This window comes from Actinosynnema sp. ALI-1.44 (genome assembly GCF_001984155.1).
Lineage (GTDB): Bacteria > Actinomycetota > Actinomycetes > Mycobacteriales > Pseudonocardiaceae > Kibdelosporangium.
The window spans coordinates 185,518-193,081 of the sequence record NZ_MTQO01000032.1; the positions used below are offsets into that span (position 1 = coordinate 185,518).

At 66.8% G+C, this 7,564-nt stretch carries 4 protein-coding genes and 1 pseudogene; 1 reads left to right on the top strand and 4 read right to left on the bottom strand.

The annotated features are described in order from the left end of the window. Positions 1-4: 4 nt before the first annotated feature. On the bottom strand, positions 5-2,170 hold the full coding sequence (locus ALI144C_RS06755) for a helix-turn-helix domain-containing protein (RefSeq protein ID WP_202818866.1): 2,166 nt from the start codon (positions 2,168-2,170) through the stop codon (positions 5-7). 256 nt (positions 2,171-2,426) lie between these two features. Between ALI144C_RS06755 and ALI144C_RS06760 the strand changes: the two genes are divergently transcribed. Continuing rightward, positions 2,427-3,572 carry an RNA ligase RtcB family protein gene (locus ALI144C_RS06760; RefSeq protein WP_202818867.1) on the top strand — a complete coding sequence of 382 codons (1,146 nt, stop codon included), beginning with the start codon at positions 2,427-2,429 and terminating at the stop codon, positions 3,570-3,572. A gap of 4 nt (positions 3,573-3,576) precedes the next feature. On the opposite strand, the gene ALI144C_RS06765 is transcribed toward ALI144C_RS06760, so the two are convergent. From ALI144C_RS06765 to ALI144C_RS06775, 3 genes and pseudogenes are all read right to left on the bottom strand, one after another. Further along, the gene (locus ALI144C_RS06765; protein WP_083752785.1) at positions 3,577-4,227 is read right to left on the bottom strand and encodes a phosphatase PAP2 family protein; all 651 of its coding nucleotides are present in this window, start codon (positions 4,225-4,227) and stop codon (positions 3,577-3,579) included. Between the two features lie 577 nt (positions 4,228-4,804). Then, positions 4,805-5,824, bottom strand: a pseudogene (locus ALI144C_RS06770) (IS701 family transposase); the annotation flags it as partial. Between the two features lie 473 nt (positions 5,825-6,297). Further along, positions 6,298-7,401, bottom strand: coding sequence for an HNH endonuclease signature motif containing protein (locus tag ALI144C_RS06775; RefSeq protein ID WP_076986137.1), 1,104 nt, complete (start codon positions 7,399-7,401; stop codon positions 6,298-6,300). Positions 7,402-7,564 lie beyond the last annotated feature (163 nt).

Sequence of the window (7,564 nt, forward strand, 5' to 3'; positions counted from 1 at the left end):
GCGCCTATGCTTCTCGCCGCGTGCGGTACGCGTGCATCAGGTGGTCCTGCAGGCGGGCGTGGCGGAACTGGTAGACCGCTCCCACCCGGCGCAGCACGCCCCGCCGATAGGCGTCCTCGAGCAGCGCCGGAAGCGACCACGGCAGCCGCCCGTTGACCGGCAGCCAGACGCGCGCGAACACCATCCACGTGCCCCACGCGGTCAGACTGGCCGCCCCGAGGCCGACCCCGAGCCCGAGCACCAGGCCGTAGGTGAGGCCGTACGTCAGGCCCGAGCTGACGCCGTGCAGTGCGCTGAGCATGACCGTGTACCCGAGGCAGGTCACCACGCCGAAGATCAGCGACTGGATCACGACCGTGCGCCGGTTGGCGTTCAACAGGGCCAACGGGCTGACTGCCGAGCTGATGTCGACCGGCACCTCGAAGCTGGCCACCACGCCCCATGCCAGCCCCCAGATCAGCCCGAACACCAACCCGAACAGCACGACTGTCCGGGTCGTCGTCCCGAACTGGCCGACGATCCAGAACGACGCGCCGACCTTGGTCGCGACGCCGAGGCCCAGCCCGAGACCGACCCCGACAGCCAGCCCGACCGCCAGTCTGCGCAGGAACACCACGCCGAACCGTCTTCTGCCACGCAGCTGGATCCGCACTCGCGACGGTTCGAACACCGTGCCGCCGAACGCGAGGACGGCACCGTGCGCCAGGCCGACGGTCATACCCACGGCGAGCAGCTCACCCGGCAGCGCGGCCAGCCCGGCGCCCTGGATCAGGCCGATCACGAACGCCGCGGGCAGACCGGCCACGGCGCCGAGCACGACCCCGCTCACCACCATCCGCAGCCAGCCCGGCATCCGGTTGCCGAGCTGCCACCAGGCGAGGTCGTGCGTGCCCAGCCGATCGAGGTGGTGGGCGAGGAAACCGAGCCAGTGCCGGACGCGCTCGACGTCGTGGACCTGGTGGTCGTAGACGGTCGGCACGAAACTGCCGAGCAGGTGCCGTTCGATCGCCTCCCGGGTGCCGAACCTGCCGGTGTCGAGCAGTTCGGCCGGATCGTGGTCCGGGGTGTCGCTGTAGATGGTCCTGGCGAGGCTGACCATCAGCGGCGTGGTCAGCACCGCGGCGAGGTCGCCGTCCGGGTGCTCGCACACCTCCGCCAACACCGGCTCCCACACCGCGCCGAGCGGGCCGCGCTTGCGCGTCGTACGCGGGAGGTAGTCGGCGAGGTCGGCGACGGCGAGGTCCGTGAGCACGACAGCGCCCGCTGACGTGAGCACGTCGGTCTCCGCCACGGCAGCGCGGTACTCATCGACCCGGCTGGTCACCAGCAGCGGCAAGGAGGTGGTGTTCAACGCCGCCAGCGCGGCCCGGTGCAGGCCGCTGGCGATCTCGTCGAACCCGTCCAGCACCGGCAGGATCCGGCCGGTCTCGACCAGCGCCGCGGCCAGTGAGGACCCGCCGGGGCCGCGGGCGGCCAGGCCGGGGTGGTCCCGCAGCAGCTGCTCGGTCAGCCAGTCCCGCAACGGGGTCGTGCCGGGATGCCACGAACCGACGCTGAAGATCACCGGAACCGGGTCGGCCGGGCCGTTGACGTCGAGCAGGCCGAGCACGAACCGGATGGCCAGCACCGACTTGCCGGATCCGGCCCGGCCGAGCACCACCAGCCTGCCCGACCCGATGCCCCGGTAGATCGGGACGATCCGGTCGAGCTCGCCGTCGAGGTCCAGCGGGTCGACCGGCCCGTTGCGACGGATGTTGCGCCAGGAGTCGATCAACGTCGTCGGCGCTGTCCGCCAGCGGACCGGCAGCGGCACGGGATCGTGGATCTGCCGCTGCTCCTCCTCCCGCCGCAGCCTGGTGCGCAGTTCGTACGCGAGCTGGTTCGCGGCATCGGCCAGCCGGTCGTCCACCGCGACAGCGGGAACGGCCGGGGTGGCCTCAGGGGTGACCTCCGGCGGTGCCTGTGGTGGCTGGGCGCCGGTGGCGGTGAGCAGTTCGACCCGTTCGCCGGGGGTGAGGTCGAGCGCGTCCGCCAAGGCCTCCATCGTGCCGACGCGGGGGTCGGTTTGTTCACCGGTCTCCAGCCTGCGGACTGTCCGCACGGCCAGCTTGGCTCGCTCGGCCAGCGCCTCCTGGGTCAATCCGGCTCGAAGCCGAAACCGTCGCACCATCGGCCCGAGTTGGCTCGCCACCTGGCCCCTTCCCCGTCAAGTCGGCAAGTAACCAACTCTAGTGGTTGCCCGGGTGACGCCCGATCGGGTGATGAGTCCACTGTGCCGTGAACGGCGGGTAAATCGGTTGATGCGGGCGCGGGGCCTGGGGGACAGTTGTGCCATGACGTTCTGACGGACAGCACCTTCGTTCCCGCGGCGGCGAGCCGCGTCATCATGCAGTCCTTCCGCACTTCCCATGAAGCGAGCGTCTCTGTTGTCTGCCCAACCTTCTGCACAGTCCACCGCGAGCGTCGCCGTCTTCGCGTCCCCGTCCAGCTGGATCGAGTCCGACGCGCTCGCGCAATGCCACCAGGTGGCCGCGCTCGAAGGCATGACGCACGTCGCGGCGATGCCGGACCTGCACCCGGGCAAGGGTGCTCCGATCGGCGCGGCCATGACGTCGAGCGTGCTGTACCCGTTCCTGGTGGGTTCCGACATCGGGTGCGGCATCGCCGTGTTCCCGATCAGGCTCAAGCGTGCCGTGCCCGAGCGGCTCGCGGGACGGTTCCCCGACCTCGACCGCGCGATCGACGACGACGATCCCGCGTGGGACGCCGTGGCCGGTGACGTTCCAGGCGGTCACTTCGAAGGCCTCGGAACGTTGGGCCGTGGCAACCACTTCGTCGAACTGGCGCGGATCGACACCGTGTTCGAACCGGAGCACGCGGCCCGTGTCGGAGTCGGCGCGGGGGACCTGGTGTTGATCGTCCACAGTGGCTCCCGCGGTCTCGGCGAGCGGATCCTGCGTGCCCACACCGAGGCGCACGGCGCTGGCCCCGCTCCTGATCCGGCCGCGTACCTCGCGATGCACGACACCGCTGTGCGCTGGGGATCGCTCAACCGCCGCCTGCTGGCGGCCCGGGTGGCGCACGGCCTCGGCGCGCAGGTCACCGAGCCGGTCGTGGACGTGTGCCACAACCTGGTGGAAATCCGCGACGGCGCCTACCTGCACCGCAAGGGCGCGGCGCCGGGTGACGGCCACGACGTTCTCATCGCAGGCACACGCGGCACCCATTCGTACCTCGTGGCAGCACACGCGGGGGCGGATGCCAACTACTCGGTGGCACACGGCGCGGGCCGCAAGATGTCACGTGCGGATGCTCTGCGCCGTGGTCGCGCGAAGCACACCGTCGAACAGTTGCGCACCACACCCGTGGGCTCGTTGGTGGTGTGCGGTGATCGTCAACTGCTGTTCGAGGAGGCGCCCACTGTCTACAAGCGCATCGAGCAGGTCGTTGCCGATCTCGTCGACCACAAGCTCGCCACGTCCATCGCCACCACGGTTCCGTTGGTCACCTACAAGACCGCCGATCCGGGGTACGCGCCCGAACGCAACGGCCGCAAACGCCGCCGTCCCTGAGAGGTCAGCTTGTCGCGGTGCGAGCCCACCACCGTTCGACGGCGGCTGACCCCAGCAGGCCGATCGCGCAGACACCCAGAACGGAACCCACCACGTCGGAGAGGTAGTGCTCGGCCAGTGCCACTCGAGAAACCATGGTGAGCAGCACGGCGGTGCACTGCACCACCAGTATGGTGCGCAACCAAGTCCGCACGAACACCGCCGCGACCACCACGGCGGTGACGGCCATCGCACCGGCTACCGCCGCGTGGCCGCTCGGGTAGCTGAACCCGATCGGCTGCCCAGGCGGCCCGGGCCGTCGAAAAACGAACTGCAGCGCGGCAACCGCGGCACACATCAGCAACAACGCGGCGCACCACATCAGATCCCCGCCTCGTCGAGGCTGTCGCCACCACGCCCGGACAGCCACGACCACGAGGACGGCGAACCCGGCCAGCACCCCCACGGTGCTCACCACGAACGACAGCTGCTGTACCGAACTCCCAGCCGGTATCTCGACTTCGTCGACGATCCAGCGATCCACCGCCGGAACCCTGTTCCCGACAAGCACCCCCAGGGCAACGAACGCCAGCGCGAACGCGATACCCAGCACGGCTGCCATGCGTCGGCCGTGCACGGGTGGTCTCGCCGGGAAGTCACACGGTCGACTGCTCATAGCTCCTCCGGATCCGTCGAACGGAGGCCCACCTTGCAGCAAGATCGGCTGGAGGGTAAGTCCTGTCACGAGAAATGGGGGAATTCTCCGGTACAACCCTTAAGAGTTCCTGACAGGTTGATCACTTTGGTCGCGTTGTGGCGGCCGGGCCCCAAAGGCTGACTGAAACGCGGGTGGTGATCGACAGCTCGCAGGCGTCCCGACGCGCTCTACGCCGACCGTGCCTACGACTCTGCCGACACGTCAAATCTTCTGTCAGGGACTCTCGGCCAGCACACAACGGGCTGGTACGTAACCAACACAGTGCACCCAGCGCCGGAAACCGAACCCCTGGCCGGAAACCGCACTCCAACGCAACCAACAGCGCTAAGTACTGCAACGACAGGTTGTGATGTCCGCGTCTGCGGTAGTGGCTGATGCGGGCCCGGGTCTGGCTTGTTCGTCGCCAGTTCGACCAGTGCACGACGTGGCGGATCGTGTGGACTACCGGTGCTGTGATCCGGTTCCATAAGCGGCGGATCTCGTTGGCGGACAGCGGAATCATGGAGCAACCGTCGCCGGATGCTGTGCGCCCCCTTTTTTTCGCGGCGTGTCGGGTGATCACCAGAAACGCCGCGGCGGCCATGGACAGTATGATGTGCCGGTACCACGCCTCATAACCTCGAACCTGGTAATGGTCCAGCCCGGTCTCGTTCTTGGCTGTCTGGAAGGATTCCTCGATCGCCCAACGAGATCCCGCGACACGCGCCAAGCCCTCGAGCGCGGTGTCAGCGGGACCGAAACAGACGTAGTAGGCGATGTCAGTGGGATCGGTGAAACTGCGGCGAGCCAGCAGCCAATGTCCCCGCTCGGTCAACCGCAGCGGGCGGATATCGACCACCGCCCAGTCGTAGACACGCTGACCGTGAGCGCCATCGCCACAACTCATCCGTGTCCATGAATCCTCGGCGACCTCGGCGATGATCCGATCGACCCGAACCTTGGTCAACTGCATGGTGACGACCATCGAGTTCTTCGCCACCGCCAGAACATGGGCGATGTCCTCGGATTCCAGCCACATCCGCAACTTCGTGTCCACGCCGTAGGCCTCATCACCGGTGACCCACCCGAACGGCACCCCGGCGTGCCTAGCGCGTTCGATCATCCGTTGCGCGAGAGCGGGTTTGGTCGCCAGCGTCACCTCATCCGGGATACCGGCGCGGCGGCAGCGCTCCCGATCGGAGGTCCATTCCTTGGACAGGTACCGTTCCCGATCGATCAACGCCCGGCCCCGCTCCGAGGCGTACGCCAGGAACACACCGATCTGCGAGTTCTCGATCCGGCCGGCGGTACCGGAGTACTGACGGGCGACCCCGGCGGACGTGGTCCCCTTCTTCAGAAAGCCGGTCTCATCGACGATCAGCACACCCTGCCGTTCATCGCCGAGAACCTCGATCACCGCGCCACGCACCTCATCACGTACACCGTCGTTGTCCCAGGCGTAGAAGTTCAGCAACCGCTGTATCCGTTCCGGCCCAGCGTCTTCCACGGCCTCGGCCAGCGTCCAACCGTTCTTCCGCTCGGTCTCGCTGAGCAAGCCTCGCACGTACGACCGCATCTGCCGCCATCTCTTCCACCAACACCAAGATCAACTATCGCGATACGCAGCTAGATTACAACCTGTCGTTGCAGTATTAGAGTTCCTGACAAGTTGATCAGTTGTGGTGCCTGAAGGCTCATGGTCGTTGATCATGAGCCGGGTCCAGTCGATCGCGCCCGGCCAGGCTCAAGCACCACGTGATCGCCGAGCCGACACCCGCGAGGCGTTTCTCGGTCTGGCCCATGCGTTATCTGCTACCGACACGTCAAAATCTTCTGTCAGGGACTCTGAATCAACACACAACGGGCTGGTACGTAACCAACACAGTGCACCCAGCGCCGGAAACCGAACCCCTGGCTGGAAACCGCGCTCCAACGCAACCAACAGCGCAAAGCAATCAGACATTATCCGTGAAAACCAGCCCCAGCGACAAGCAGGCCACAAGTAGGCAGACCGTAACTCAACCGTGGCCACCGCTGGAAAGCAGGCAGCTAGAACGGCGGAACGTCATACCCCACGGGCGTGGTAAGCACAGTCCTTCGCCCGGGAGTGGTAAAAGCCAGCACCCCGGGCATCACCTGATCCATCCGCCAGGTAGTGCGCTGCCGCATCAGGTTGTGGCGCTTGCACATCATCGCGACATTCCCCACCCCGGTCACGCCACCTTCAGCGTAGGGGACTGAATGATCGACCTCGCACCGCTGTGCCACCACCGCGCACCCAGGCTGCCGACACACCCGGTCGCGCGCCTGGACGAACCGGGTCAACCCGGGTGAGGCGAACCGTCGCCGAGACACTTCCAGCACCTGCCCGGTGAGGTCGGTGATCACCCGCCGCCAGGTCGCGTTCCGCGCCAGTTCTCGCGCGTACTCAGCGGTGATCGGCCCGATCCCGCTGATCTCTCCGGGTTCCTGGTTCAATCCCATCAACGTGGTCATCGGCACCACCACATGCACACTCACCGACGGCCGGTCACTCTGTTTGCCGCCGATCAAGTCCATGAACACATCAGCCCGCGCCGTCGCGAGGTTCCGGCCTGAGCCTGTGGCGTGTCCGGCGAGCAGGTTGATGTGCTGATACGCCAACTCCGCCTCATGCGGCTGCAAATGGACAGTAAGACTCGAGGTCCCATCAGCCCGATGCCAGCGGGTCACATCCCGCTGCGCCTTCACCGCCAACCGCCGCTGTTCAGCGCCCTGCGGGTCCGCCCGGATGACTTCCCGCCGCAGGACGTGCTTGAACCGGGTCAGGTTCTCCTGCCTCCCGCCCGCCAACACCCGCTTCTCCACCCGTGCGGCCTGATCATCGTCCAACTCAGTGGTGTACTCCCGCACGGCCTTGGCCCGCATGACGTCGATCTCGCCCGCCGTCAGCGCTGACACCGTCCCGGGCAGACGAGTCACCAACTCTTGGGCCTCGTGCAGGTGTTTGGCGGTGGTGTTCGGGCTGAGAGACAATTCCACCGCGATCTCTTCCGCCGCGCCGTCGCCGATCGTGATTCCGCTGCGCCGCGGTGGGGTCAGTTCCGCGAACCGGGCGTACGCTTGCACGATTTCGCCGTCGATCTGGTTACGTCGCCGGTGACGATCCACCATATAGTCAAGAACCTCATCCCGTGTCATCTCGGCGAGTGGGATGTGTGGTGGTTGACCTACCGGGCGGAATGGAACAGCGAGCTGTTCGGGCATAAGTCCAGTTTATCGGAAACAGTGCTATTTTACCAGCGGTGGCCACGGTTGAGTTACGGTCTGCCTACTT

Excerpts from the sequence above, each read along its gene's own strand:
- ALI144C_RS06775 (WP_076986137.1), bottom strand. The coding sequence starts at position 7,401 with ATGGTGGATCGTCACCGGCGACGTAACCAGATCGACGGCGAAATCGTG.
- ALI144C_RS06765 (WP_083752785.1), bottom strand. The coding sequence starts at position 4,227 with ATGAGCAGTCGACCGTGTGACTTCCCGGCGAGACCACCCGTGCACGGC.
- ALI144C_RS06755 (WP_202818866.1), bottom strand. The coding sequence starts at position 2,170 with ATGGTGCGACGGTTTCGGCTTCGAGCCGGATTGACCCAGGAGGCGCTG.